This window comes from Shewanella sp. NKUCC01_JLK, from assembly GCF_019345615.1.
GTDB lineage: Bacteria > Pseudomonadota > Gammaproteobacteria > Enterobacterales > Shewanellaceae > Shewanella > Shewanella oncorhynchi.
The window spans coordinates 279,974-305,339 of the sequence record NZ_JAHKRD010000001.1; the positions used below are offsets into that span (position 1 = coordinate 279,974).

Sequence of the window (25,366 nt, forward strand, 5' to 3'; positions counted from 1 at the left end):
TCTATAGTTTAAGTCGTGACAGTAATTTTTAACTGGTCCTCCAGCACACTGCGATATCGAAATCCTTTCAGATATATAAATCCCCTGTGCATATCAAGATTTAGCAACCTTGGAGACGCTATGCACAAAGTAATTACCCTACCCTTAATAGCTGGCCACAAACCTCATCGCAAATCTTAGAAACCGCAGCTGGTATCGTCGCCGAGCGCTTTGTGCGCGGCGGTGCCTTTTGCAACCGCAAGCAACCATGGATTTTCTGCGCTTTAAGCTCCACCAGCATCAACGTGAAGTGTTTGCGGTGATGATGCTCGACAGTCAGCACCGACTGATTGAATTCAACGAGATGTTCTTTGGCACGATTGAGAGTGCAAGTGTTTCTCCGCGAGAAGTGGTTAAGGCTGTACTGCTATGTAATGCTGCGGCGGTCATTTTCGCCCACAACCATCCTTCAGGCTGCGCCGATAGACGGATCACCGAGCGCCTTATTGCGGCACTGGCCACCATCGATGTACCTGTTTTGGACCACATCGTTGTCGCCGATACCTGTGTGTCATTCGCCGAGCGTGGCTGGCTCTCTAATCAATAACTGCATAAATGGCTCCCCGAGTGGGAGCCCTTTATGCGTGGGGGTTTATCATGATTGAATTTACCGATAGTTTTCTCAGGCAGCAGTTGCGGAGGCCTGCTCGGCCTGCCTAGCCTTGCTTGAGCGTATCTGCTTGGAATTAACCCCGCAGGTATTTGTCCGCCCAAGGAGTGAATACGGAATATTCATTCCCAAAGTGGGGTTTTCGATAATGAGACTTTTGCATGACATGAAGATAGAATGGAACGAAGTTTATGAATATTTTCGGTTAAAAATTGCATGAATTTGTTCTTAAAGAATGGCATAGCGCATCTTATTCGTTGCAAATAAATTGAACAATGCTTGTAATGCTTCTTCCGACTCTGGGTTATCAAATCCACGCAGCCATCTAACTTCAAAGCCCATATAGTTCGCCCAAGCAACCCCTTTCTTCATCTCTGCGTACTGGTTATTCTTAGCGCAAGCCTCTATATACTGGTTTACAAGCTTATATTGATTAGAACCAGCCCGATATTTTGCATGCATAAAGGCGTCTTTATAATACTGATAAGCTTTTATATTATTTTCTTGACGATAATAGTAATTGGCATAACACCAATTACTTAGCCAAGCCAAACTAGGCCACAACCCTATTTTTTTAATTTCAAAAGAAAACTCATCAGCTAGTTTTAAATCGGTTATAGAGTTCTTGAGCTTCATTCCCATGCTAAACATTTGTGTAAATTCGGTGGGAATTATGAGCTTGGCATTTATTCTTTGCTGATCTAACGTCATATACGCATTTATGGGACCAAAAATACTCAAATAAATTCGGTATTTAGCCCTATCGTTGATATTGTCCAATTCTCTTTGCGCCGCAAAGTACTCAAAATAGCGGCAACTTTCCCCAGTTATGGCAGCATAACGCTGCCACCAAAAGGTGACAAACTCATAAAAGAAGTAATCTTGGGCAAAAGGTAACTCGCGTTTTTTAAAATCTAACGTCGCAAACTCCTCACAAGACGCTTGCCATACCAGAGAGTTATGCCGACTGACTCGTTGTGAAAATTTTCTTAGATAGTTAGTCGTTTCACATACCATCTCAGGTCCATAGTACTTATTTAACGCTTGAAAAAAGTATGTTGAAACTCGTGCCATAAAAAGCATCAAATTAAAACTGCAAATTTGCTTATCTGTCAGTTTTAACGGTTTTTTTCGAGGCAAAGAGAGAGAATGTTCCAAGTTAGCATAAAGGGACTCTATACTTGGTAGTTGGCTTCCGCCACACCAGCGTTGTGCATTTTCTAGGTTTTGCCTTTCTCTATAGTCACCATCAACCCCTTTAGGATTATGAAATTGTGACTGGGATGTATTTGTTACTGTGTAGAAATGCTCCCAAACAAGAGCTAACGGCCAACGTACTTTCTCTGAGGTAGATATTTTAGGTAAAAGCCACTGCAAAACCATTGGAATTGGCAATTTCAAACTAGGCACGTTATAAACTAAGAAATTTTTCGCAAATGAGATAACAATTCTACTGAGAAAACTTGTTGCGATATTATACTTTGTTGTATCAATTTTTGTTAGATAAGTTCCCTCTGTGCGTAAGCAATCTTTATAAACCATCAGAATCTCATCTATAGCAGCCATAAATACATTAACTAATCTCTCTTCAATTAACACCGCTTTTAATAACGCTTGTAACTGAAGCATTAGCTCATCTAGCTTGCCATCAATTTTCGAATTTTCATCCGCTAATCTTTTTAATTGCATCTGCAGCGATTTCTTTTCCGCTCCAGACAAAAGGGAACTCTTCCCTTTAGTCGGCAATAATCCTGTACTATTAAAAATTACGCGAACAAGTTCTCCAATTGAGGGATAGCAAAAATCTTTATCATCCATAATCGCATACAGCCCCCGTTGCCAGGGGCAAACTCCTTAATTATTTTTTAGACGGTACCGGAACAGCATTTCCACGATTTGCGCCAGATATACCACCAGTTTTTGATGGCCAGTTACCACCAGGACCTGGATGACTTGAAACTGGGCGAGATGAACCTGATGAACCTTTAGATGCCATGATGCATTCCTCTGTAAAGTGATTAAACAATATACACAAGCTGCATTGAAAGAGCTTGCTTGATACACAATGTAAAAACTTCTGGAGTAGATTTATGCAGGCATTTTGGCAACAGAGTTATTATATTGAAAAATAATAAATTATTATTCATCACACTGCGAACTGTAAATCTCGATCCTGAATACGTTCCAATATCCATTCTTGCACCTCACTCTCAACCCATGCTGCCCCTCCTATAATACCGGCTTAGGAAAGGCTCCTTCTGCGATGTATTTGTAGGTTGTGGAACGGGCTAAGCCAGTGGATAAGCTTTATGTTTGGTGCCATGCTGAACTCTTGGTAATGGTTTCTTTCCATTACCTATGCCAGTAATTTTTAACTTTTCCAAATATTTTCAGATATATATCACTCCTGTGCATAAGCCCATTAATGCTTTCAAGGAGCCTGATATGTCAACAAAAGCGACGCACGCCAAAACTAAACCAGACAACTCGATAGACCAGCCGATCAACCAGTGGCAGCAGACTGCCGAAGCGATCCTAGCCTCTGCCGCCAATATCATTGCCGAACGCTATGTGAAGAAGGACGCCTATACCAACCCTCAAGCCACTAAGGATTATTTAACTTACAAACTGGGCGGTTATGAGCGGGAGGTGTTTGCAGTGATGCTGCTCGATAACCAGCATCAATTACTGGAGTTTAAAGAGCTGTTCTTTGGCACTTTAGATGCCGCCAGTGTTTATCCACGGGAAGTGGTTAAGGCTGTGTTGGCCGTCAATGCCGCAGCGGTGATCTTTGCCCACAACCATCCCTCCGGCGAGTCGGAACCTTCAACGGCAGATAAGCACATCACTCAACGGTTAACCGATGCATTAGCGCTTATCGATGTGCGTGTGCTTGACCATATCGTGGTTGGTCGTACACCGGTGTCCTTTGCTGAGCGCGGCTTACTTTAAGCCAGCGTTTAAACCTGCCACGGCAAATCAAGGAGTCCATCATGATTGAATTTACCGACAGCTTTTCTCAGGCCTGTGTCGCCGAAGCCTGCGCCGCTTTTCCTGAACTGCGTAACCGCTTAACAGTTGAGCTGATTTTGCCAATGTTTGTGCGGCCGCTCAATGCCATGGGCCAAGTGATTGGCAAGCCAGTCGTTGCACCACACCGCGAGCTACATAAAACCGTATTATTTGTTTTTCACCGTGATGTGGTTGAGCACTTGCCCAAGGAGATCAGCTTTTGCCGCTATGTTTGCCCCTGTGATAGTTATGGTGTGCCAACAGGTGAATGGCAGCGTGTGATCAACGGTGTGTACTTCAACCATGGCAGTAATGAACAGCCTAATTGGAGTGTACACACCTAAAGAACGTTACCTGTCATCACCCACTCCACTAGTCGGCTGTATTAACCGCTCTAACTAGCACTGGTATTTATCACTGCTCTCGCTAGTCAGCTAACGAGCACCCTACTCCCTAAAGTTCTTTTCAACCATTGAGGTCACTATGACAACCCTAAAACTTTTCGACATCGAGCACGCCTGGGGCTTACCCCGTAAAGTGTCTCCCCGCTTTGGTGCAAGGCTGATTTTACGTGGTCTGCACTTGGATTATCTCCATGACCGTGCAAGCTTTGTTGGTGAATTTCCACCAGCAATTAAACAACAATTTGTCGAGGCCTTTCCCGCTATGGTTAAACAGCTTGAGCGGCTGGTGGCCACCGGCGAGATTGATGCTACAGAGCAGCACTGCGTGAGCATTGAACACTCAGGCTTTACCTGTGAGGCCGACACCTTAGGTAGTCACGGCTATTTGTATCTTGCGATTTATCAAACCGAAACTAAACCAAAGCTAAGCCACTGACCAGCAGCAACCTCGCCCTCACTCGATAACCCGTTCATTATCGTAAGCCAGTACTAATCCGTTAAACATAACCACCAAACTTTAATCTCCCAGCTCAAAAGCTTTAGCAAGTAGCCCTTAGCGACTCACATTAAACCGCTTAGCCAACACCCGTTTTATTAACCAAACCGCATAGACAGCAAAAGCCAAGGCGTGACTGCGCCTTGGCTTTTGTGTATGCCCGTTTTTAAATAAGGAATATTCCATGACATTAACTATCAAGCGTAATCAACTGCCAGCGATGCCTGATCGTTTTTACCAAGTGATCGAAAAGGAACTGGCTGAAGTCACACCAAAAGACGCCAACGCCATCACCCTTAATTTTCGCGATCCAGATTACAGCGCCGAAGCAGGCGGCTTTCATCCCGTCGAAGTCCGGCTTGAGAAACAGCAAGATCACTGGCGTTTCGTTTACGTCACCGACTTTGCTTTTCGTGGCCATCCCTTCCCTGAACTGGTTAAAGACATCGATATCTGCTTTAACAGCAAGCAGGTCTATAGCCTGTTTAGTGGCTGGATTACTGAGCGGGAATCACAGGGGCTGATTAAGTTGTTTAGCGATAACTTTGTCAGTTACTACCAGATGGAAGCCTATCAAGTGCAGGTGAGCTTGGATTAACTCGCCTCGCCCTCATTTTGTGCGAACATCCTAACCATATCTACCGGTTTCAGTTCTACCCTAATCAAAGAGCTAAGCCCATCACACCCGCGCCCTTGTAACCTAAATCATTACGACAAGCCCCTGTCGTTAACAACAACCAACCTCGCCCCAACGCCCGTCGTTAACGGGCTTTTTGTTTTGGAGTCCACCATGAACATCTACCGCGAAACCATCCTTCCACTGCCAGAGCCTTTTTATGAGTTGTTAGAACGGCAACTGACCGCACTCAATAACCCGAGTCTCAACATCGTCACCCTAAACTACCGCGATCCTGACTACAGTGCACAGAGAGGTGGTTGTCACCCAGTGGAGATCAACCTCTACCGTCATGGGGATTGCTGGTATCTCAATTACTTCACCGACTTTGCTTACTGCGGCGGGCCCTTCCCTGAGCTTGAGAAAGAAATGGAAGTGCTGTTTCAGGAGAAGCAGGTCTACAACAGCTTCTTTGGCCGCTGTTACCTCGAGCAAGCCGACAGCTTGGTGAGGTTGCTGCTGGAGAACTTCTGTAACTACGTGGAGATGGAAGTCTATCAGGTTCAAGTCAGCGTCGACTGAACTTGGTGCCCACAAAGGTATTTTGGGAACCAAGCAACGCAGGCCCCATGCGGGTTTGCGATGTGCTGGTGCCCACATTCATCACATAGCTAATTGAGGGAACCAAGCATGAACGAAGTCGAAGCGGTCAAGAACCGCGACACCATCAAGCTTATCAGTTACCTACTCGAACGTCACTTTGGTGAGCAGATGGCCGATGTCTGGAATATCGGCCTTAACCTAGCCCTTAGGATCTCTGACTTACTGGCCATCAAGTTCAGCGATATCGACGGCGATCGCTTAAGCATCATCGAGCAGAAGACCGGTAAACGCGCCAGCATCAAGCTCAACCCGAAGACGCTGGCGTTGATTGAGGCGATCCACCAGCGTCACCCCGAGCATATTTACCTATTTCAATCCCACCGCTCGAGCCAGGCCAAAGACCGGCAGGCCCCCGCGAAACCGCTGACACGGCGTGCAGTCGCCAAAGCGTTTGCCTTTGTCGGTGACGATATCAAGTTAGCCCTGGGCACCCATTCGATGCGTAAAACCCGCGGCTATCACCTGTATCAAGCCTGCAAAGACATTGGCCGGGTGATGCGCATGCTGCGGCATCAATCGGAAGCGGTCACCCTGCGTTATATCGGCATTACTCAGCAGCAAATCGATAAGGACTTTGTCGAGTTGGAAATCTGAGTCAATCAGCACGTCCATTTCACCCGATTCAACCCATTAGCAGATGCGACCTATGGTATCTGCGTTGTTTTTCTTGGAGTACATACCATGTATACATTTCAACCCGGTGATCATCTGGTCACCAATATTGATCCGCTTGGCTTAACCGAACACCATGGCCTTTATGTTGCCCATGGCAATGTGATTCACTTATCTAAACAGGGCATCATCGAAGAAATCGATCTGCAGCAATTTGCTGGTGGGCATAGCGTTAGAGTGAAAAAGTCCACGCTGTTTCCCCATCAGGCCATTGAGCTTGCACGCAGTCAGCTGGGTCACAGTCCATACGGCGTAGCTACCAATAATTGCGAGCACTTCGTCAATGAATGCTTAGCGGGAAGCAGCACCTCCAATCAAGTCAGTAATTTTACCCACATGGCGCTGCAAGGCTCAGCCAGAGCAGGCTTACTGGGGAGGAGCGCGTCAAAGCTTGCCACGGGGACTGTCGCAAACGTCGTGTTAGCCTTTACCGCCGCTAAGATGACCGGCGAATACCTTGGGCTACCCGATAAGGTTAACACGCTACTAGGGACGCCTGGAGATCTTGTCGCTAAGCCTGCAGAATGCCTACTAAAAGGCACCAGCCAAACTCTAGGTGAGAGTTATGCTTGCTTACGCCAAGGTGAAATAACTGATGCTGGGATCAAACTCGTCACCGGCAGTGTAGAAACTGGCTTAAACACCGTGTTGACGACAGCAGAAGTGGGCATCAATGGTGTAAAAGCCGGTGCTGAGCTGATAGCCGATGCATGGCATTGGTTAAGGTCATGATGTTTCTCAAGCAGTATTAAGTACTCAGTCAGCCATTAGCCAAACCCTATAAACGAAGCGGCATGCCGCCGCTATCGTTTTTATCCCTCATGCCTATGCTGATAATTCACCTGATACCTAGGTAATATGTGTCCCTGTTAAGCGATACAAATTATTTTCTATCATCCTTGTGCTGATGGCGTTGTTCATGCGGGCAAGTAAGCATGTAATCATTATTTTTTTGTACCACGTTATGCTAAGGTATTACCTAGTAGTACTAAGCATTACTTTTGGAGTCACAGATGAGCACAATCAAACCCGTGTCGGTTAAATTAGATGCCGATATTAAAGCCAGAGTCGAGCATTTAGCAGAAACCCGTAAACGTTCATCACACTGGATGATGCGTGAAGCGATCCGTGAATACGTTGAGAGAGAAGAGAAACGCGAGGCGTTGCAGCAAGAAGCATTACGCGCATGGGAAGAACACCAGACATCAGGCTTGCATGTCACCGGTGACGAAGTGGTGAGTTGGCTGGAGTCCTGGGGAAGTGAAAATGAACAGGCTGCCCCTACATGCCACAAATAATCTTCACTGCCACTGCATTACGTGATTTAGAACGCTTACGTGAGTTTCTTCGCAGTAAAAATCCCCCTGCCGCACAACGGGCTGCCAGCGCCATAATCAATACCATTAGAAAACTGGAAAGCTATCCAGACATTGGTCGGCCTATCGATGACAATGACTTTAGCTTTAGGGAACTGCTCATCGACTTTGGTGATACAGGCTATCTGGCAATGTACCAGTATGATGGCGGCGAACGATTGACCGTGTTGTGTATCCGCCACCAAAAAGAAGCCGGATATTGATAGAGATGCATCAGCAAAGAGGTCTTCACATGGATGAGCGATTATGAATATACTGGTACTCTCTATAAAGACAAAAGCAAGGGATTTGAGCCCTTGCCCTTTACGTCCCTATTTGTACTAGCAGCAATCATGCTAAGTAAGTTAATCACCAACTTTGTAACCGACCCGGGACACGACTACAACCAAAGTTGTGATTGCCATTCCCATAAATTTTCGTGTCAGTTTTAGCAAAATAACTTAATCTTTTAAACAAGTCTTGGTAAATGTAAGTGAAATCAGCTTGGTTACGGCACAGTAAATATTGAGCATTTTCTGGGAAATGGATCAACCCTTGAACATGGGAAATATCTAACCTTAGTGCACTCGCCCAAGCTTTGTGAATGCGGTTATACATATTAGCCCGATCCAATTCAAACTTTCCTAAACTTTTATACGCATGACCATTGAAGAACAAACAGACATGGTAATGACACTTATCCCTTCCGCTGATCTCTTTAACCCAGATGTAAAATAACTCACTAGCATGAACCTGACCGTCAGTTGTGTTTCGTAGTTTCGCCTGATAATCCGCTTTTAACTGGGCTTTCAATGATTCGAAGAAACGGGTGATCACTGCTGTATCACCCGATTCAAACATATCAGGAAATCGTAGATCAACTCTTACCGCAAATACCTTTGAATAATTCTGCACAACGCAATCCATAACTGAGCGAATGTTAAATAAATATTCTTCAACTGTACCATTCTTAAGTGAAAGTGTGTGTAATCCATCATATTGAGGTGTTGTTAGCACCGTTAAATTCCTATTAAAATCAGAACCCATATCTAACTCTCCTTTCCCAATCACTATTTTAAGGGTGTAGTTAACCACTCGAAATTAATACACTAATTCCGATGAATAAAAACACCCATGCAGTACATCAGACAACTAAATTAAAAATTAAAAAAACAACATATAAAACACAGATATAATACTATTAACACCCTAAATGAAAACTATCTAAAACCAACCTGATTAAAACAACATTTTAAACTTATGCAAGAAAACTAACTGTAACTAACAGTTATTGCCACTCTGAATTAATATGCATAGTATAGTAAAAATTAAAGCGACTTATTATGATTTAAACAGTACCGCTCATGAAAAGCGTGCCAGATTTTCAGCTAGTTGAGCATTGTCAGGTTCTAGATCGAAAAATAAATCTATTACCCTAGTCTTACCTATCATAATTTCCTCCATTTTGTTACTTTGCTTTAGATAATCTAATGCGGGTTGTAATTCGGCTTTTTTACGAATACAGTATGGACCGCATTGTAAAAAATAATTTTTCCTCATGTATCTTATTCCAGAAGCAATAAATGGCTTCAGCCATTCGCACAGCGCAAGTGCATTTAGCACATATTTAGGTGGAGGACAAAAGACTCGCATAAAATCTCTTGAGAAATAACTTAACAACTCAATGGCTAACCACAAGGATTCTACAGATATTTCAAAATCACCCGGATGTTCGAAACAATGGATCAAGGCTGCAACCCTAGCAATGTTCTCTGGCACCTTGGATGCATGGTCTTTTGCACATTCATACATGCCACCAGGGCCCATTTTAATTTCGATGTCATTAGCAATATCTAGCCACACATTTTTAGCATCCTTTGAGAAAGTGACAGTGACTCTGTTCCTATAATCTTCCATAGCAATGACATTTAATAGTAACTGCTTTATTCTATCGTTAAATTTTTCAGTCGCTTTCTTAGAATGTTCATATCCACTAACTTGCCTAAAGCCACATAAAGAAAAAGGATTAGCTACTATTGCTCGAGCAAAAAAACCATTCCCCCTCATGTCATCCTTCGACCGTGCAATAAAATCTTGCAATGCACTCCATTGAGTCATGATATGCATCGTCAGTCTTGCATCAGACACCACAAAAGACTCTAATGTCTTTCTACCTATATCGACATCCCCTCCACCCCATAATGAATTAAGAATTGCTGAATTTCGCATAATAGAACTCTTAAATAAAACCCCACCTTCATCTGAAGCAAGAAAAGCATTTGGTAAGTTTTCATTTAAGCCAACAAGCAATGCTTCTTTAGTCACATCCTCATAAAGAAATTTTGGTGCTCTTGGCTTTATAGGTTCAGCATCACGATGTGCTTGCAATTCATTAAGTGCTAATTCATAACTTTCATCATCTTTTCCTTTTGAAAGGCGTCTTCTTAGCCTTACCGTTTCTTCATCGTGAATTTCCTTTTTTATTATATATTTATTAAGTATGCTTCGGTATTCTATCAGTAATTCCTTTTGTGCTGCCTTAAGCCCTTCCATATATTGGCTTTCAACGGTTGATTTTCGCTCACCAGATTCGGCAATCGTAATTGCCAAGATTGACAATGGACATTTTTTATTGATTGGGAGCGATACATTAAATGCTCCCTGTAAAGCAGTTGATATTGTGCTTAGCTGAACAAGCATGATCATGCTATATGGAGCCTGAACAGATTGAAAAGTTTCAAACAAAGCATCGCGCATTAACGGAGCAGCACTTAAATTTGGAAAATTGCCATCCGAGATAGGAAAATAATTGGGATATCGGAAATAATTCATAAACCACCTTTATTCTATAAGTTAGTCCTTTTTTAAGGTCAGCAAAATCTTCTACCTTGCAGCCACTGTTCGACTTCTTGCATGTACCAGCCTACGGCTCTGGCCCCAAGTGTCACCTTTTTAGGGAAAGTCGGATCGTATCGCGGAGATCGCGGGTTTTGTTTGTCATAGATGGTAGAGCGTGATAGTCCAGTTAACTGAATAACGATAACAAGTCTAATAATTGAATAGTTAGGCTGATTGTCATTCATAGTTGCCTCATCGATTGTTGAGTTGGTTGATTTCAGGCAACTGTATACGAAACACAACGATAAAATAGGAGGAAAAAGAAAGGTCGACTCACCAAGCAATAAGTAATATACTGAAAATATTAGGTTTTAAACCTCTCCAAATCATTTATTTTGCTTTTACATAACGAACCAATAGCTCCCCATACTTGCAGTTTTCGTGACGAAATCCACATGCACCTAAAAAATCGACCACATCAGAACTAACTTTATTCTCACCATCATTGCCAAGAGTTTTGCTAATGCTAAGTGCTTCAACTAAGAATGGAAATTGGCAATTAGGATACTTGTCATTAGGTGTAACTGTCTGATTAGTACCTTTTTGACCACGAGGTTCTACATTAATAAAAAATGCAGCAGACTCAGCCATTGTCTGTTTATAGCCAAGCTGATTTTTCAGTTTTAGTGCTAAATTATTTGAGTTTCCCCACCTTCTGTTTAGAGTTTCAAACTGTAAAAAGCCAAACACAGCCAATTGATCAAGCTTGGAACGACCACGTAACTCCTTGGGGATATAATAAGGACTATCATCAGGGATAGAATCTAGATCATTGTGTATAAAATTGATAATGTCTGACGCATAGACGGCTAATGAATCGAAGGTGACATCAAATCCAACTATTTGATTTAATGTACTATTATCTGCAGCCCAATGTTCAACAGTTTTATGGGTAAATACAATTTCGCTACAAGAGACGGATTTCAGGAGAGTACGGGAAATTGGTTTATCATCAATCGTCTGAATATTAGACTTTTGACTTCGGCGAGTTTCTACAGCTAAACTCAATTTACCACCGGTGTCATAAATCATGATTAAATCTAATTGGTTGATTCTTATGTTTTTATGAGTAAGCAAAATGGATAGTTCATTTGCTCCTAGACAACCGTAGCTGACACCCTTTATGAGTTGGACATCAGTGATTTTTTGAAGATCTTTTTCAAACTGTTGTTCCTTATCCCTTTTAGCATCACTGTAAGGAATGAAAGGCCTTACTTCCTGTGAATTTTTTATTTCTCCTTGTATCCATTTAAGTAGATCATCACTCGCGCGTTTGATAACCCATACATTCTTATTATCAGGCACGCTGAAAAATATCGGCCTGTCCTTATCCATCAAAAATTTTATGACAGAGGCGGTACTTTTATTCAAATTGACTGACGATAGCTGAACCACTCTTTCCATAGACTTATATCCTTAACTGTTTGCTATTTCTGCTACTAATAGCAGAAATAGCAAACAAGATCCCTGTGTGTCAACCTAAGCCTGAGCCTGGGCCAACTGATTTTGAGAGAACATATAAATCAGGGCACTCAGGAGAACGAAAATACCAAAATCAGCCACCACAGCCGGTCCCAAGGTTGAGCAAACACCCGAGCTGGAAAAGCGAGGACGCAGAGTAAACATGAAGAAATCACTGAAACAGTAAAGCTCACTTGCTGGGTGGGGATTTTGAATCGGCGAAGAGCTCACAATGCTAAACTTGATGGCAACACAGATTAGAGCTTAAATTCTAAAATGTAAAAAACACAAACACGCCAGTCGTAGGGATTTAAGCAAACAAGTTCACTTTAGTGATTTTCATTTTTAACTTATATAGAGGAGGGCCCCATTTAGCCCTTCTTCAAAGATAACCATACCAACCCCTGCTCTGCAAAGACAAATAATCTATCGCTATAACCTTGAGAGATCACACTGCGGATGATCTCAGGGTCAATATTCAGATAATCATGAACTAATGCATTTCGAAGGCCTATCACTTTACGCCAGCCATTTAATTCATCAGCTGGTTGTGCTCCTCGTTGACACAGGATCTCAAATGCTTGGTAGGCATCCTGCGGACTATGTCCAGCCAGTGCCTTAGCCCAATGTTTGGCAATGCCAATGCAAGCTTCAATAGAGACCTGTAGTGTTCGCTCTGCTGCTCGATATTCGAGATTAGATAAGGAACGCTGACTAAGTAATTGACGTAACTCTCCAAGCTCGGCTTGATACCGGCTAAGGCTTAAACGCAATGACGTGATATAGGCATTATCCGACATAATACAACTATTCCTTTATAGACTTTGGGCTGAATAATCGAGTTCCATTTGCGACATAATGCGGGACTCTTCTTGCATTCTTCGACCTTCATCTCGACTAAAGATAAGTTTATTGGCATTAATGATCCCAAAAGCCAGAGGGATTGGTGCAAGGTTGATATCGACAACGGAAAGCTTTCCTTCGGCTAGCCCCAATGCTCTTTGCCAATCCATAGCAAGCAGTTCAGCTCTAATACGAGTATCAAGCACACTGTCCGCCTTTACCGGGTCGAATGCGACGGCTAAATCCCAATCGCTATGCTCGCTAGCATTTCCTTTCGCCTGCGAACCATAAAGCCATAATACCGCCACCTCAGGATGGCTTGCAGCTAAAGCGTTTAGTTGGTGCAAAAGCTGGCTCTGCTCGATAGTCATTGGTTTGGCTTTAAGTTGGTCATGATGTAAGTGTACCAACCCTGAGTCGGACTTAACAGGTTAGATTCGTTTGTCACGTCCCCTAACGTTTTGACTCAGGGAGATAATCTCTATTCGGCCTTACAGGTCATGCCCCTAATTTTCTTGAACCAGCTGTTACTGACAAAGAGCCCACTGCTGCAGTGGCAATATGGTTGCTCCACCACTCCATTAACTTGGTACGTCTCTCTAGGTAGGTCGTGCGATTATAGGCACTGCGGATTTGGTTTTTATCAACATGGGCTAACGCAGCCTCAATAACATCACCATCAAAGCCTTGCTCGTTTAAGGTAGTGCTCGCCAGCGAGCGTAAACCATGACCCGTTGTTCTTCCCTTTAATCCCATGCGCCCTAATGCTTTGTTGATGGTTTCTGAGTCTGTGTGCTTTTTAGGATCTTTAGATGACGGAAAAACGAATTGGCTCTGTTCACTAATCGGCTTAACAGTTTCGAGTATCGCGAGGGTATGCTCTGTAAGCGGGATAATATGCTCACGATTCATTTTCATGCGTGATTCAGGAATAGTCCAAAGTTTGGCATCAAAATCGATTTCTTCCCAACGGGCTCCGGCCGCTTCATTTGGCCTGGTCATTGTGTGCAATTGCCATTCAATCAAACACCGGGTCGTTAGCAATAAATTGGCGTTTGCGACGGTCTGCAGCAACTCAGCTAGCTCTGCTGGTTTTAATGCTTTCAGATGTTCTACTTTGCTCTTTCTAAAAACGTCTCGAATACCTGACAACGGATTGGCATGAATGTAACCAGAGTTAACCGAATAGTTCATGATTTCATTCAGCAACTGAGCGGTACGCTTAACTGTTTCAAGATGCCCCTTCTGCTCTAGGGGCTTGAGCGCGGCAATGGCTATGGGAGCCGTGAGTCTGCTAATCGCAATACTCCCCAGTTTAGGGAAGGCATACAGCTCAAGCTTGCGCCAATTGCCTTCGATGGTTTTAGGCTTAATGCTTCCCTGCTTTGAGTCCATCCACATTTGCGCAATATGCTTCAGAGTTTGAGCGTTCTCTGTTGCCGCTTTTAATTTGTTTTCAACTTTAAGTAATTGAGGGTCGATGCCTTCGGCCAAGTTTTTTCGCGCTTCTAGCGCTTTATCTCGCGCCTCAGCTAAGGATATGTCAGGGTATGAGCCTAAACCAAAATAGGTGGGTTTGCTGGTGGAGGGACGTATGTATCTAAATTCCCACGTTTTCCCAGCTGTGCGCACATAGAGATAGAGATTGCCACCATCTGACAATCTATAGGGCTTTGCTTCCGCTTTAGCATTGAGCACCGCTTTTGCAGTCAGCTTATTTGTACTCCTTCCCATACCGTTCTCCCCCCTCAAATTAAGCCCCAAAGTAATGCTTGATTTTGGCATTATTTCGCACTCTAAAATCAAGCATTACTTATCACTGAATAAATTCAGATAAATCAGGATATTGCCAAGTTAAATCTGGGCTATAAAATCGAGAAAATCAAGTAAAAAAACAGCATAAAAAATGGGTATTTTTTTAAGTCAAAAGTAATGCCAAAATTTGCCAAATTTCCTTGGCATTACTTTTGGCATTACTAAAGATTTCGGATGCAGTAGGATGTCATTACACAATATAGGATTGTAAGTTATTGATTTTTATAAAATACAGATAAGAAAAAAGACGCCATAGGACGTCTTTAAACTTGAATTTGGCGGTGAGAGAGGGAGTCGAACCCTCGATACGTTACCGTATACACACTTTCCAGGCGTGCTCCTTCGGCCACTCGGACACCTCACCATATGTCGATTTATGTTAGCGTGGTTAATCTTTCACGTTTAAGAATCACTAACGATTTTGTATAGCCTTGCCGAGAGGCTTTCATCGTTAACGGAGCGGTACTGTACGCAAAAGCCTAAAGGGGGTCAAGTAAAAAAGACTCAGTTTCAGGCGGTTGCACAATTGCTAAACAAACCGCCGTGATTTCTTGAATCTTTTCACCGTTTTATACCGTTAATTGACGGTAAATTTGTGCACTTCTTTTGACATTGAATTCGCGTCAAACGTCAGAGCTTTGGTCAGCTCCCTAAGCTCATCGGAGATCCTTTGAGTATTAAGGTAAATCTCACTGATCTTCAGTGCATTACGATTTACGTCTTCGGATACCGCCGATTGCTCATGAGTTGCTGTAGCAATTTGCTCGTTCATGCGGTCAATAATGTCTACTTGCTCCACAATACGTTTCAATTCGATACCTGCCTGTTCAGCTTCATGGACACTGCTATTAGCCTGAGCTAATCCTCTGTCCATGGCTTTTACTGCAATGCTCGCTCCCGCCTTCAATCTATCTGTCATATTTTTAATGTCAGAGGTCGAGGTTTGTGAGCGCTGCGCTAAACTTCGGACTTCGTCTGCAACTACAGCAAAACCGCGGCCCATTTCCCCTGCGCGGGCAGCTTCAATGGCGGCATTAAGCGCGAGTAAATTAGTTTGCTCAGCAATACTACTGATCACTTCAAGCACTACCACTATGCCGTGAATTTCACGGTCTAAATCGTTAATGGCTTTAGAAGCTCCACTAATATCGTCGGCTAACGCTTTGATCGCTTTGCTGGTTCGGCCGACTTCGAGGTTGCCTTCTTTAGCCTCTATATTGGCGGCGGAAGACGCTTCGGATGCCTGCACTGCATTGCTGGCAATCTCGGCCACTGTTGCACTCATTTCTGTCATAGCGGAGGCCACTTGTTCTGCCTCACTGTGGCCCGCCATCACATCTTGCTCCATGGCATGGGTACAGAGATCCATTTGCGCCACAGCTTGTTGCAATTTAGCGCCACTGGAACGTACATGTAAGATCACCTTTTCAAAATCACTCATCATATCGTTAAAGGCGATGGCGAGTTCACCGAATTCATCGGAGCTAGAGTGAGTCAGACGCACACTTAAGTCGTAATGTTTACGGGCTTGCGTGATGGTCGAATATAAGTGATGCACACTGTCATGCAAATAACGGATAACAGATAGACTCAATATCAAGACTATCGCCAATACTGAGATTAAGGTCGCGAGCACTAAGAACATTTTCTCATTCGCTAATGTTAATCTTTCATGGGTGGTATTAAGTAAATCTGCCGAGACTTGCTGTTCAAACTCACGTAATAGCTCAATCCGCGCGGTCGATTTACTGAACCACTCTTCAGGACTTTGTTGCAGGATTTTTTGATTATCTTGCTCGAATGCGATTTGACGTAACAGCTCAACGTCATGCATTGCAGCTGAACTCTGTAAACGGTTAAACGAGGATAATAAATCAGAATTTGCTAGCGCTAAAAAACGCTCTTGATAGGTATTTTGCTCCGAAACCAAAGTGATAAATTTGGCATAAACCTTAGGCTTAAATCCAGCTTGGCCAAAGGTTGAGCTGAGTACCGCCCTTTCAATCCCCGCCCTTTCCTTTAATTGCAAAAAAGCACTAAAAGCCGTCGCTTTAATGGCGATTTCTTGATTAGCACCCGTTTTTGCGGTTTCATCGACTATCGTCAGTAATAACTTATTTAACTCAGTGTAATAGGCGACTTCATCGGCGACATTGATACTTAAACTATCCACCTGTGAGCGGATTGCATTTAAACGCCCGAGTTGAGCATTTAGCTCTCTAAGTTTTGGGGCAAATATCTCCGGAAGATGATTCTCAGTGATAAAACGCTGATAGAGGCCGAGCTGCGTATCCGTTAATTGTCTTTGACTAGGTATTTTACCCGCAAACGCTTTTCCTGCTGAGCCAATAAATCCAGCACTCATGCCGCGCTCTTTTTGTAACTCATGCACTAAATTACTGTTGGTGACGGCTAGCTCGCTTAATTGCACTACTAAGGTTAAATCTTTTCTATATTCATATTTTTCAATGAGGTAAAGCGTGCCACATAAAAAACAGGCTAATAGTGGAGGCAAGACAACCATTAATAATTTTTGTTTTAGACTGAGATTACCAATCCATTGCCATTTCATAGAAATATCCTTTTAAACTTAGTTTTAGATCCAAATACCGAACACTAGGTATAGCATAATATCAACCGTAGGACGACTAAGGTTTATGGAAATTGCGCGAGCTAATATCCTGATAAACGAGGATTTCCCCCATATTCCATCAATTGTTTAGATTTTGCTAATCGCAGAGCAAACTTAAGAAACGTCAAACAAGGATCAGATAGAAATAAAAAACGCATTGAAAATTCCAATGCGTTTTTCTAGAGAAAGGAACACTTAATCTGTGACTGAAGATGACTCTAGCTGAAAAGCTGTGGGAATAACCCCTTCACACCAGCCGCAATGACTTCGATACCAATAGATAACATCAAGAGTCCCATGAGACGGGTAATCACGTTAATACCCGTTTTGCCGAGGATCTTATAAATGATAGATGCCATTCTAAACAGGCCAAAACTTACTAAACCAAACACTATCACAGTAATGAACATCGCAATAATGTTCGACAATGAATTATGCTCAGCGGCAAAGACAATCACCGAACTAATAGCGCCAGGTCCCGCCATCAGTGGCAAAGCCAAAGGCACAACCGCCACAGATTCCATCGCCGAGGATTCGCGGTCTTCCTCTTGGTTACGCTTCACTTCACCTAACTTACCTTGCAACATTGACATCGCAATAATGGCAATCAGGCTGCCACCAGCAATTCTAAAGGCAGATAACGAAATGCTGAACATATTCAGAATGTGCTGCCCCGCCACAATCGTGACTAAGAGAATCACCACAACCGCAAAGTTCGCTACTTTACCCGTGTGATTCCGCTCAGCCTCCGTTTGATGGCTGGTTAAGCTCACAAACACAGGCAACAAGCCAACCGGATTAATGATGGCAACGAGGCCAAGAAAAAATTTAACGTAAAGAGTTAACTCCAAGGGACTATCCTTATGTGCGTGTCACGCCGTCTTCATCAAAATAAGCTTGAGGGCAAGTATAGTATCTCAAGCGCTATTGACTGAAAAATGAGATTTTTGAGGTTAAATCACAACTTCGAATAATATTTAGTTATCGAAGCCGATGCATTTTCAGCGCAATTTTAAACAAACAAGTTACCCTAAGTGTAGTTTTATTACATAAAAGCACGATATTGTCGTTGACATCACACTTTCAACGTGGCTTTAGGTGTAATTTTCTACCATAAAGAGGATTTAGTGAATGCCTTGATTCACTAAATCTTTTTAGGAGTATTAATCATGACAGTGACCAATGCACAAGAACTGGATCTCATGGTCGAGCGAGTGGCGAAAGCACAAGCCGAGTATGCAACATTCAGCCAAGCGCAAGTCGATAAAATTTTCCGTGCAGCGGCCCTTGCCGCTGCCGATGCGCGTATCTCGCTGGCCAAAATGGCCGCTGCAGAAACCCGCATGGGTGTGGTTGAAGACAAAGTAATTAAAAACCACTTTGCCTCCGAATACATTTATAACAAATACAAAGATGAAAAAACCTGCGGAATTTTATCTGAAGATGTCACCTTCGGTACTATTACCATTGCTGAACCCGTAGGCATCATTTGTGGCATAGTCCCCACCACGAACCCCACATCGACCGCGATATTTAAGGCCTTAATCAGCCTTAAAACCCGTAACGCAATCATCTTCTCGCCACATCCTAGGGCCAAAATATCGACCACAACTGCAGCAAAATTAGTGCTTGATGCTGCCATAGCCGCGGGCGCGCCCAAAGACATTATTGGTTGGATTGATGAACCCAGCGTTGCACTATCAAATCAATTAATGACTCACCCTAAGGTGAATTTAATCCTCGCAACGGGTGGCCCAGGCATGGTGAAAGCCGCCTACTCTTCCGGTAAACCCGCGATTGGCGTAGGTGCGGGTAACACGCCTATTGTTATCGATGAAACCGCCGACATCAAACGCGCGGTCAGTTCGATTCTCATGTCGAAAACCTTCGATAACGGCGTCGTTTGTGCGTCAGAGCAAGCGGTAATTGTGGTCGACAGTATTTATGAGCAGGTTAAAGAGCGTTTCGCAACCCACGGTGGCTATATGCTATCGAAGGATGAAGCCGCGGCGATGCAACACGTCATTTTGAAAAATGGCGGTTTAAATGCTGATATCGTTGGCCAAAGTGCTGCCAGTATCGCGAAAATGGCGGGCTTTGAAGTGCCGCACTGGACCAAAGTGTTGATAGGTGAAGTCACCGATATTTGCGACAGTGAAGCCTTCGCCCATGAAAAATTATCACCACTGCTTGGCATGTACCGCGCCATCGACTTTAACGATGCCATGGATAAAGCCGAAGCCTTAGTCGCACTCGGCGGCATTGGCCACACATCAGGGCTTTATACCGACCAAGATACCCAAACAGAACGTGTGCATGCCTTTGGTTTTAGAATGAAAACAGCACGTATTTTGATCAACACCCCAGCTTCACAGGGCGGCATTGGCGATCTGTACAACTTCAAACTGGCGCCTTCGCTCACTTTAGGTTGTGGTTCTTGGGGCGGCAACTCGATTTCAGAAAACGTTGGCCCGAGTCATCTGATCAATAAAAAAACCGTCGCTAAGAGGGCCGAAAACATGTTGTGGCATAAGCTTCCTGCATCTATCTATTTCCGCCGCGGTAGTTTGCCCATCGCGCTCGAAGAACTGAGCGATAAAAAACGCGCCTTAATCATCACAGACAGATTTTTGTTCAATCACGGTTATTGCGATGAAACCATGCGGATTTTAAAAGCCCAAGGCCTTGAAACCGAAATTTTTTACGATGTTGAAGCCGACCCCACATTAGCCATAGTCCGTCAAGGCGCTAAGGTCGCTCAAAGCTTTAAACCCGATGTGATAATTGCGCTCGGCGGCGGCTCACCAATGGATGCGGCTAAGATTATTTGGGTAATGTACGAGCATCCAGATGTGGATTTTGCCGATCTAGCATTGCGCTTTATGGACATTCGTAAACGTATCTACAAATTCCCTAAAATGGGCACCAAAGCCATGATGGTGGCAATTCCAACTACCTCAGGTACAGGTTCAGAAGTCACACCTTTTGCGGTAGTGACAGACGAAATAACAGGTAAAAAATACCCGATTGCCGACTATCAACTTACGCCAAATATGGCGATTGTTGATCCAAATCTTGTGATGGACATGCCTAAATCCCTCACCGCCTTTGGTGGCATAGATGCGGTGACCCATGCATTGGAAGCCTATGTCAGCGTGATGGCGAATGAGTACAGTGATGGCCAAGCGCTACAAGCCCTCGACTTACTGTGCAAATATTTACCCGATGCCTACAACTTGGGTTCACAATCACCTGTCGCCCGTGAAAAGGTCCACAATGGCGCCACTATTGCGGGTATCGCCTTTGCTAACGCTTTCCTTGGGATTTGCCACTCAATGGCACACAAACTGGGCGCCGAGTTCCATCTCGCCCATGGCCTAGCCAATGCGCTGCTGATCAACAACGTAATACGCTTTAACGCAACGGATCTGCCCACTAAGCAAGCGGCCTTTAGCCAATACGACAGGCCAAAAGCCCTGTGCCGTTATGCTGCCATCGCAGATCACTTGAAACTAGGCGGAAAGACGGATGAAGAAAAAGTCGAAAAATTGCTTGAGAAAATCACACACCTCAAGAAGACGATTGGCATTCCTGCTTCTATCCAAGAAGCCGGTGTCAACGAAGCCGACTTCCTCGCCAAGTTAGATGAATTAGCCGAAGATGCGTTCGATGATCAATGTACCGGTGCCAACCCACGTTACCCATTGATTAACGAGCTGAAACAACTGTTCCTCGATAGCTATTATGGCCGTGACTATAGCGACAACAACTAGGTAATCACCTAACTATGCTAAGCGCGTGCTAAATAAACACAGCGCGATATAAATGAAAAAGCCCTCGAATGAGGGCTTTTTACTGCGTGATGTTCCGTGGCTTACCTAGTTAATGAGTGACTGAATCGATGCGTTAACAACACGAACGTAAAATCACTTCACTAGCCGCTAGCTCAACGGGGCATCACTCAACTTACGATCACTAAGCTAATCACCACTTAGCTGAGCATCACAACAAACTACGACTAACGCTGCGCCAGCACATAATCGATGGCACTAGTGATTGCCGCAACCTGCGCCAAATTACACTCAGCTGGCGTGGCCGTTGGGCTATCTGGGTACACTTCTGTCGTTGTGTTATAGATACAGCCAGTGACACTGCTGCAAAGCCCTAATGACTTAAGCGGATAGTTAATCACCCCGTGCTGCACCACAGTCGAGCCAATGATCTCGCCTTTCTCATCGGCAGGAGCAATGTGCGTCACTTTACTCACACCATCAATAATGGCTTTCTGAAAGGCATCCATTGAGTTTTCGGTATCACCCACAGCATAAAAACCATCTGGGATAGTTCCTTTGACGTACTCCTTACCATCACGGGCGCAAAATGCTGGACGAAATTCTAATTCATCGGAATCCGTGGTTTCATGTAAGTCCACATGCACATCAAAACCTTGCTCAACTGAAGCAACTAGAGCCATCAAGGCCGCCGATTCTTCTGCAGGGCTGTTGGCATAAAATGAACGATTAGGATCGATAGCCTTAGGGTTCCAACGGTTGATGGTTTCGTAACCCCAAGGACTCACGCACACGGCGATCACAAGATTGACGCGATCAACATAATGAGCCACCTTATCCGCTAAAAATGCCAAGGCACCATGAACACCGCTGGTTTCGTAACCGTGCACGCCACCAGTCACGAGCACGGTTGGCTTTTGTGGATCAAACTGCTGGCTTTTTACCGCAAATAATGGGTAACGCTCCGCATTTATCGACAAGGCGCCATATTGCACAACGGTAAGCCCAAGTGCTAAGAGTGCTGCTTCCATCGCCTTGAGTGGCGTCACGACATCGTCCTGATACGAACGCTTGATTTTGGCGCTTGCAAGCCATGCAGCTTTTTCAGCCTCGCCCCATTTTTCGCCTACGGTGCCGATGGGATAAAATGTTAAATTTGCCATAATTCCTCTATTTTTAGTTCTATTCGGTAAAGTTCTTTTTATTCAAGTTCTTTGCACCCTAGTGCTTTCGTTCAAGCTTTTTCGTTGAATTACTATTCAGTCGAGTGATAGTGCTCGTGTTCGGATGATAAATGAGTACAGTCAACCTAAAGCAATAGCTGCATGGGAATATCACGGATCCCGCCGCGTTCTCGCTCGGGTCCAAGAGGCACAAAGCCAAAGCCTAAGTACACAGCCTGCGCATTCAGCGCCGAGTTCACGGTAAACACCCCCGGATTGCCTTGGGCTAAACATTGAGCTTTGGCATGTTCCCACAGCATTCTCGCCACGCCTTGCCCCTGTGCATAGGAGGCGACAAAAAGATGGTACAAGTGGCTATTCGCCTTCATCCCCACTACGCCAGCGAGTTGGCCCGAGTCAGTTATGGCAACATGGTACTGATAACCCATAGCAAAGTAGCTACCAATCGCTTCTATCGACATGGCATTAACTAAGATTGTAGCCCCCTCTGCAGTGCAAGTTGGGGCGATAAATTCTTGAGTTAATTGAGTGAGCAATACGCTTATTTCAGGGATGTCAGTTAAGGTTGCGGCTCGAATGTTCATCTTAACTCCTTGATTAAAAACATTTCATGACATAATAAAAAGCCAGAACAGAGTTCTGGCTTTGTTAAAACGCTGAACAAAGTGCACTTAATTGAAAACGCTTAGCTTATTTAAAGCGCTCCGCTTAAAACACTCTAATAGTCAACTCGCCGATGATAACCCTATCGGGCGAGCCTTGCTTCTATGGGCTTTCGTCGGTGCAAAGCTCATAAACGCACGGGTCGTTATTGCTTAGTCCAGCGGTCCATCCAACCGAAGACATTAGCATACCATTGCTCTAAGTTTTCAGGTTTTAAGACCCAATGGTTTTCATCAGGGAAAATCAATAACTCTGATGGGATCCCTTTACGCTGCATAAAACTGAATGCCGCTAAACCTTGACCATAAGGGACGCGGAAATCCTTCTCACCGTGGATAACCAGCATGGGTGTTTTCCAGTTTTCAACATAATTCACGGGGTTAAACTTCTCATATAACGCTTTGTTATCTGAATAAGTGCCGCCAAACTCATGCTCTGCGAACCACACTTCTTCGGTCACGTAATACATAGAACGCATATCGAACAGACCCGCGTGGTTAACTAAGCACTTGAAACCGTCGTTCCAGTTACCTTGGATCCAGTTCATCATGTAGCCGCCGTAAGAACCGCCGAGCGCACAGGTGTTTTGCGGATCGAGCCATTTTTGTTGCTGGCTCACCGCCGCTAGACCTTTTTGTAGATCTTCTAATGGCTTACCACCCCAATCTTGGCTGATTGAATCCGTAAAGGCTTGGCCGTAACCGGTAGAGCCGTGGAAATCCACCATGACAACGCCATAACCCGCACCCGCCCATAATTGGGCATTCCAACGACCACTGAAGGCATTACCAAATGAACCTTGCGGCCCACCGTGAACGAGATAGGCAATTGGGTATTTTTTCCCTTCTTGGAAGTTCGCCGGTTTGATCCAGTAACCGTAAACGTCTTCGTTATTCCAACCTTTAAAGCTGAACTGTTCAAACTTACCAAACTTGATCTCGGCCAATTTGTCTTTATTCACTTCGGTCAGACGTTTAAGCCCTTCACCTTCAGTCGTAATGCTATAGAGATCGCCCGGTTCAACTAAGGTTTTGCTATCGAAAATCAGTTGTTCGTTAGTGACCGCAATTAAACTGTTCGTGCCATCACTGTAGACAGAACGCACATCGCCAAATTGGGTATTCACTTGGAAAATAGAGACTTGACCTAGGTTTTGTGCCGTCACATACAAGGTACGATTGTCAGGAGCAAACATCAGTGAGCTTGGGCTGCGATCCCATAATGGCGCCACTTCTTTGGTTTGGCCTGTGCTAGTATCGCGCAGCATAATGCCGTAACGATCTGCTTCAAAACCCGGTTTTTTCATTGCTAAATAGGCCATGTAACGACCATCGCTCGAAAATGTTGGCTGCGCATCCCATGCAAGATTGTCTTTGGTTAAGTTGGTTGCGGTGCCGCCTGTCACTGGCACTTGCCACAAATCATAGTTAGTGGTCCAAGCTTGATCTTTGCTAGGGGCTTTCGCGCTATAAACCACAAACTTACCGTCTGGGGTAAAAGTTACTTCTTCCATACCCGAGAAAGGTTTTGGCGGCGTTTCAGTATCTAAACCTTGAGTCACATCCACTACTTTAGTCAGTTTTTCACCGTTTACAGCGCCAACAAATAAGTGGTTACGGGCGTGGTCTTCCCACGTATCCCAATGGCGAACCATTAACTGCTTGTATTCACGGCCAGTCGATTTACGCTCAGCTTCGGCGGTAAATTTATCCTTTGAGCAAGCTAAGTCCTTACACTCTGGGAATACCCGCATGCTAAGTACAACTTGTTTACCGTCGTTTGATAATTTGTAGCCATCAATATCCAAAGGTAAATCAGAAACTTGTACCGCTTCACCACCCGTTAATGGCAGTTGAAATAACTGGCTTGAACCACTGCGACTAGCAAGGAAATAAATCGACTTGTCGTCATTGGCGAAGCTCACATCGTGCTCAGTGCCCGTGGCAGAGGTCAATTGAAGTGGTTTCGCCTTCGTGTCTATCAAATCTAATAGATACAGATCCGAGCTGGCCTCTCCCTTATCGTTTACCGTTTTAAGACCATAAACTAATTTAGTGCCATCATGGGACACAGTCGCAGAGTGCATCTTATTGAGTTTAATGAGTTGTTGCACAGTAAAAGGCGTTGGATCGGCCGCTTGGGCTGATAACGCCAGTCCCGCAGCGCCGAGCGCCAATAGGAGAGGAGCTATTTTCATTGTTATGTCCGTCTT

Annotated in this window: 24 protein-coding genes, 1 tRNA gene and 2 pseudogenes; 11 read left to right on the plus strand and 16 right to left on the minus strand. The window is 44.3% G+C overall.

Features of this window, described 5'->3' with window-relative positions; all coding sequences use genetic code 11:
• Positions 1-173: 173 nt before the first annotated feature.
• Positions 174-586, plus strand: a pseudogene (locus tag KO537_RS01265) (JAB domain-containing protein).
• 291 nt (positions 587-877) lie between these two features.
• Here KO537_RS01265 and KO537_RS01270 read toward each other — a convergent pair.
• From KO537_RS01270 to KO537_RS01280, 3 genes and pseudogenes are all read right to left on the minus strand, one after another.
• Positions 878-2,467: a hypothetical protein gene (locus tag KO537_RS01270; RefSeq protein ID WP_219233678.1), complete on the minus strand. Its 1,590-nt coding sequence runs from the start codon at positions 2,465-2,467 to the stop codon at positions 878-880.
• 40 nt (positions 2,468-2,507) lie between these two features.
• On the minus strand, positions 2,508-2,645 hold the full coding sequence (locus KO537_RS01275) for a hypothetical protein (RefSeq protein ID WP_219233679.1): 138 nt from the start codon (positions 2,643-2,645) through the stop codon (positions 2,508-2,510).
• A 150-nt stretch (positions 2,646-2,795) separates the two neighbouring features.
• Positions 2,796-2,947, minus strand: a pseudogene (locus KO537_RS01280) (AlpA family phage regulatory protein); the annotation flags it as partial.
• A gap of 147 nt (positions 2,948-3,094) precedes the next feature.
• Between KO537_RS01280 and radC the strand changes: the two are divergent.
• The 9 genes from radC (at position 3,095) to KO537_RS01325 (ending at position 8,091) form a co-directional block, all read left to right on the plus strand.
• A complete protein-coding gene (gene radC, locus KO537_RS01285; protein ID WP_251070991.1) occupies positions 3,095-3,601 on the plus strand; it encodes a DNA repair protein RadC in 507 nt (168 codons plus the stop codon).
• A 41-nt stretch (positions 3,602-3,642) separates the two neighbouring features.
• Positions 3,643-4,005 carry a hypothetical protein gene (locus KO537_RS01290; RefSeq protein ID WP_028760119.1) on the plus strand — a complete coding sequence of 121 codons (363 nt, stop codon included), beginning with the start codon at positions 3,643-3,645 and terminating at the stop codon, positions 4,003-4,005.
• Positions 4,006-4,144: 139 nt separating this feature from the next.
• A complete protein-coding gene (locus tag KO537_RS01295; RefSeq protein WP_219233680.1) occupies positions 4,145-4,501 on the plus strand; it encodes a type IV toxin-antitoxin system YeeU family antitoxin in 357 nt (118 codons plus the stop codon).
• Between the two features lie 244 nt (positions 4,502-4,745).
• On the plus strand, positions 4,746-5,159 hold the full coding sequence (locus KO537_RS01300) for a DUF2787 domain-containing protein (RefSeq protein ID WP_069455083.1): 414 nt from the start codon (positions 4,746-4,748) through the stop codon (positions 5,157-5,159).
• Between the two features lie 192 nt (positions 5,160-5,351).
• Positions 5,352-5,759, plus strand: a complete 408-nt coding sequence (locus KO537_RS01305) for a DUF2787 domain-containing protein (RefSeq protein WP_219233681.1) — start codon at positions 5,352-5,354, stop codon at positions 5,757-5,759.
• A gap of 108 nt (positions 5,760-5,867) precedes the next feature.
• A complete protein-coding gene (locus tag KO537_RS01310) occupies positions 5,868-6,434 on the plus strand; it encodes a site-specific integrase (protein ID WP_219233682.1) in 567 nt (188 codons plus the stop codon).
• 87 nt (positions 6,435-6,521) lie between these two features.
• On the plus strand, positions 6,522-7,244 hold the full coding sequence (locus KO537_RS01315; protein ID WP_219233683.1) for a lecithin retinol acyltransferase family protein: 723 nt from the start codon (positions 6,522-6,524) through the stop codon (positions 7,242-7,244).
• A 281-nt stretch (positions 7,245-7,525) separates the two neighbouring features.
• Positions 7,526-7,810 (plus strand): CopG family ribbon-helix-helix protein, encoded by a 285-nt coding sequence (locus KO537_RS01320; RefSeq protein WP_011716807.1) that lies wholly within the window; start codon positions 7,526-7,528, stop codon positions 7,808-7,810.
• Positions 7,798-8,091 (plus strand): type II toxin-antitoxin system RelE/ParE family toxin, encoded by a 294-nt coding sequence (locus KO537_RS01325; RefSeq protein WP_011920069.1) that lies wholly within the window; start codon positions 7,798-7,800, stop codon positions 8,089-8,091. The genes KO537_RS01320 and KO537_RS01325 overlap by 13 nt, the downstream gene beginning before the upstream one ends.
• Positions 8,092-8,236: 145 nt before the next feature.
• On the opposite strand, the gene KO537_RS01330 is transcribed toward KO537_RS01325, so the two are convergent.
• From KO537_RS01330 to KO537_RS01370, 10 genes are all read right to left on the minus strand, one after another.
• Positions 8,237-8,914, minus strand: a complete 678-nt coding sequence (locus KO537_RS01330) for an inovirus Gp2 family protein (RefSeq protein ID WP_219233684.1) — start codon at positions 8,912-8,914, stop codon at positions 8,237-8,239.
• Between the two features lie 315 nt (positions 8,915-9,229).
• Positions 9,230-10,699 (minus strand): YfjI family protein, encoded by a 1,470-nt coding sequence (locus tag KO537_RS01335; RefSeq protein ID WP_219233685.1) that lies wholly within the window; start codon positions 10,697-10,699, stop codon positions 9,230-9,232.
• A gap of 38 nt (positions 10,700-10,737) precedes the next feature.
• Positions 10,738-10,950, minus strand: a complete 213-nt coding sequence (locus tag KO537_RS01340; RefSeq protein WP_219233686.1) for an AlpA family phage regulatory protein — start codon at positions 10,948-10,950, stop codon at positions 10,738-10,740.
• 145 nt (positions 10,951-11,095) lie between these two features.
• Positions 11,096-12,169, minus strand: a complete 1,074-nt coding sequence (locus KO537_RS01345; protein ID WP_219233687.1) for a hypothetical protein — start codon at positions 12,167-12,169, stop codon at positions 11,096-11,098.
• A 428-nt stretch (positions 12,170-12,597) separates the two neighbouring features.
• Positions 12,598-13,026 (minus strand): DUF86 domain-containing protein, encoded by a 429-nt coding sequence (locus tag KO537_RS23085; RefSeq protein WP_251070992.1) that lies wholly within the window; start codon positions 13,024-13,026, stop codon positions 12,598-12,600.
• Positions 13,027-13,041: 15 nt separating this feature from the next.
• Positions 13,042-13,440, minus strand: a complete 399-nt coding sequence (locus KO537_RS23090) for a nucleotidyltransferase domain-containing protein (protein ID WP_251070993.1) — start codon at positions 13,438-13,440, stop codon at positions 13,042-13,044.
• Positions 13,441-13,567: 127 nt separating this feature from the next.
• The gene (locus KO537_RS01355; protein WP_219233688.1) at positions 13,568-14,803 is read right to left on the minus strand and encodes a tyrosine-type recombinase/integrase; all 1,236 of its coding nucleotides are present in this window, start codon (positions 14,801-14,803) and stop codon (positions 13,568-13,570) included.
• A 357-nt stretch (positions 14,804-15,160) separates the two neighbouring features.
• Positions 15,161-15,248 (minus strand) — tRNA-Ser (locus tag KO537_RS01360).
• A 213-nt stretch (positions 15,249-15,461) separates the two neighbouring features.
• Positions 15,462-17,456, minus strand: coding sequence for a methyl-accepting chemotaxis protein (locus KO537_RS01365; protein WP_173245192.1), 1,995 nt, complete (start codon positions 17,454-17,456; stop codon positions 15,462-15,464).
• Between the two features lie 278 nt (positions 17,457-17,734).
• Positions 17,735-18,367 (minus strand): YchE family NAAT transporter, encoded by a 633-nt coding sequence (locus tag KO537_RS01370; protein WP_006081420.1) that lies wholly within the window; start codon positions 18,365-18,367, stop codon positions 17,735-17,737.
• 318 nt (positions 18,368-18,685) lie between these two features.
• On the opposite strand from KO537_RS01370, the gene adhE reads away from it, so the two are divergent.
• A complete protein-coding gene (gene adhE / locus KO537_RS01375; RefSeq protein WP_173245195.1) occupies positions 18,686-21,289 on the plus strand; it encodes a bifunctional acetaldehyde-CoA/alcohol dehydrogenase in 2,604 nt (867 codons plus the stop codon).
• A 245-nt stretch (positions 21,290-21,534) separates the two neighbouring features.
• On the opposite strand, the gene KO537_RS01380 is transcribed toward adhE, so the two are convergent.
• The 3 genes from KO537_RS01380 to KO537_RS01390 form a co-directional block, all read right to left on the minus strand.
• Positions 21,535-22,470: a M14 family metallocarboxypeptidase gene (locus tag KO537_RS01380; protein ID WP_219233689.1), complete on the minus strand. Its 936-nt coding sequence runs from the start codon at positions 22,468-22,470 to the stop codon at positions 21,535-21,537.
• A 146-nt stretch (positions 22,471-22,616) separates the two neighbouring features.
• Positions 22,617-23,075 (minus strand): GNAT family N-acetyltransferase, encoded by a 459-nt coding sequence (locus KO537_RS01385; protein WP_173245198.1) that lies wholly within the window; start codon positions 23,073-23,075, stop codon positions 22,617-22,619.
• Positions 23,076-23,299: 224 nt separating this feature from the next.
• The gene (locus KO537_RS01390; RefSeq protein ID WP_219233690.1) at positions 23,300-25,351 is read right to left on the minus strand and encodes a S9 family peptidase; all 2,052 of its coding nucleotides are present in this window, start codon (positions 25,349-25,351) and stop codon (positions 23,300-23,302) included.
• Positions 25,352-25,366 lie beyond the last annotated feature (15 nt).